Below are 1,978 nucleotides of genomic sequence, written 5' to 3'. Positions count from 1 at the left end.
ACGGTACTGAACAGTGTAATCAATACCTTCGTCCAGATGGGCGTTGAGTGGGTGAAGTCGGCAATCATGGGTCAGACAGCCACCACTGCAGCAGTTGCAGCATCCACAACAGCGCAGGCGGCTGGTATTGCCACCACGACGGCGACGTCTACCGCGGCGGCGGCGGCTACAACTGCAGCATGGACTCCGGCAGCCATCATGTCATCCATCGCATCATTCGGTGGTGCGGTGGCGATCGGTATCGGTGCTATGGCTGGCATCCTTGCACTGTCAGGAAAGCGTAAGAATGGCGGGCCGGTTAGTGCCGGCGGGATGTATCAGGTTGGCGAAGGCGGCATGCCGGAGATTTACCAGGCCAGCACCGGTAAGCAGTACATGATACCGGGCGACAACGGCAGGGTTATCAGCAACAAGGAAATGACTGCCGGAGGCGGTGGCGGGGTGATTTTGAATATCAACAATTACTCTTCAGCGTCGGTCGATGCTCAGGCTACGCAAGGCAGTGACGGCACATGGACTATCGATGCATTCATAGCTGACATGAATAACGGTGGGCCAGCAAGTCAGGCCATCACCAGCAACTTGAACGTTAAGCGCACGCCAAGGGGGCAGGGCTGATGCCAATTATCGACTATCCCGACTGGCTTCCGCTGGCGCAGAAGGCCAGCAAAAACATGACGCTTGATACTGGGTTCCAGACCGATCAGCCTGCGGTAGGCCCGGCCATTTTCGAGAATCAGACTGACGACCTGAAAGTGACATGGTCGGTGACGTGGGTCTTCACGCTGGCTGAAGAGCGAGCTTTCCAGCAGTGGCTACGAAGCCCGAATTATCTCAACCGTGGACTGAACTGGTTCCGGATGAATATCAATCTGGGCGGCAGTGGCCTGCAACTCCAGGAGCTTCACTTCACTCAGATGCCGGTGCAAACCAGTATCGATGGCGGAGTGGTGACCTGGACGGGGACAGTTATTGCGAACCACCTGTTTAACGCTGATGACGAGTTCGACGACATCATTGTTGAGCTTCCGCCGCCGTGGGCTTCATGGCTGGATATCGTGGTTACGGGTTACCCAGACAACAGAGACCCAGAGTCATTGCCGAGGGTGCCGTAATGCCGAGCTTCAGGGAATATAAGCAGCAGCGGCCGACCCGCGGGCTGTACGACACCATCACATTCTACCATCCATCATTTGGCTATGTTCGCCTGGTCGATAAGCAATTCTTCCCGAAGACGCTCGGCGGCCAGGTGTACACGCCAGCGCGCTTTGAAATTGAAGAGAGTCAGCAGAGCGGTACGCCGGTGATCGACGCTACGGTTAAGTTAAGTCGGCTGTCGTCTGATATCAAAGCGCTGATGAAGCAGTGGAAGGGGGCAGCCAGACTGACTGCTATCACGGCCACGCGGCAGATCTTCGATAGTGGAGACGTGTCTGTACCGATAAAGTCGTGGGAGTTATACGTCAAGACGGTCGATATTGACGCCGATGCTGCTTCTGTCACGCTTTCTGTCACAAACCCGCTGAACAACAACATAGGCCGACTTTATGATCCGCAGGAATACACCGGGTTGCAGTACCTCTGATTTCATCAGCAAGGTGATCGGCGTGCCGTGGGCTAACCGGGCTTGCTCGTTCGATAAGGTCGATTGTTGGGGATTGTGCGTATTGTATTACCGCCATGTCCTCGGCATTGAGTTGCACCAGACGCCGGACTACGAAGCCGGGGCGGACTTCTTCACCTGCTATCAGGGCGACGTCGTTTTCTGGCAGCAGGTCGAGAAACCGGTCGAGGGCGGGATATTCGTCGGGTATCGCGGCGCGCAACCGGCTCACGTTGGTCTGGTGCTGAACCGACAGGCGCTACACTCGCGCGGCGAGAACGGTAGTGTGCGCATGGACTCTTTGCTGGTTATTCAGCGGGCATTCACTAAAGTGGAGTTTTTCGAATATGGCGCTGGTTGAGATATCGAATTTTC

The 1,978-nt window shown here is 55.9% G+C and carries 3 protein-coding genes and 1 pseudogene; all 4 read left to right on the top strand.

Going from position 1 to position 1,978, the window contains the following annotated elements:
- A pseudogene (locus tag FDX11_RS01335) lies at positions 1 to 618 on the top strand (tail protein (tape measure)); the annotation flags it as partial.
- Positions 618 to 1,115 carry a hypothetical protein gene (locus FDX11_RS01330; RefSeq protein ID WP_137397338.1) on the top strand — a complete coding sequence of 166 codons (498 nt, stop codon included), beginning with the start codon at positions 618 to 620 and terminating at the stop codon, positions 1,113 to 1,115. The pseudogene FDX11_RS01335 and the gene FDX11_RS01330, both read left to right, overlap by 1 nt.
- A complete protein-coding gene (locus tag FDX11_RS01325) occupies positions 1,115 to 1,585 on the top strand; it encodes a hypothetical protein (protein WP_137397337.1) in 471 nt (156 codons plus the stop codon). The genes FDX11_RS01330 and FDX11_RS01325 overlap by 1 nt, the downstream gene beginning before the upstream one ends.
- The gene (locus FDX11_RS01320) at positions 1,548 to 1,964 is read left to right on the top strand and encodes an NlpC/P60 family protein (RefSeq protein ID WP_137397336.1); all 417 of its coding nucleotides are present in this window, start codon (positions 1,548 to 1,550) and stop codon (positions 1,962 to 1,964) included. The genes FDX11_RS01325 and FDX11_RS01320 overlap by 38 nt, the downstream gene beginning before the upstream one ends.
- The last annotated feature ends 14 nt before the right edge of the window (positions 1,965 to 1,978 follow it).

Source organism: Citrobacter sp. wls714, assembly GCF_005281025.1.
GTDB classification, from domain to species: Bacteria; Pseudomonadota; Gammaproteobacteria; order Enterobacterales; family Enterobacteriaceae; genus Citrobacter; species Citrobacter werkmanii.
The sequence above is the reverse complement of the archived record's forward strand: the minus strand, read 5'-3'. Positions and strand labels throughout refer to the sequence as shown.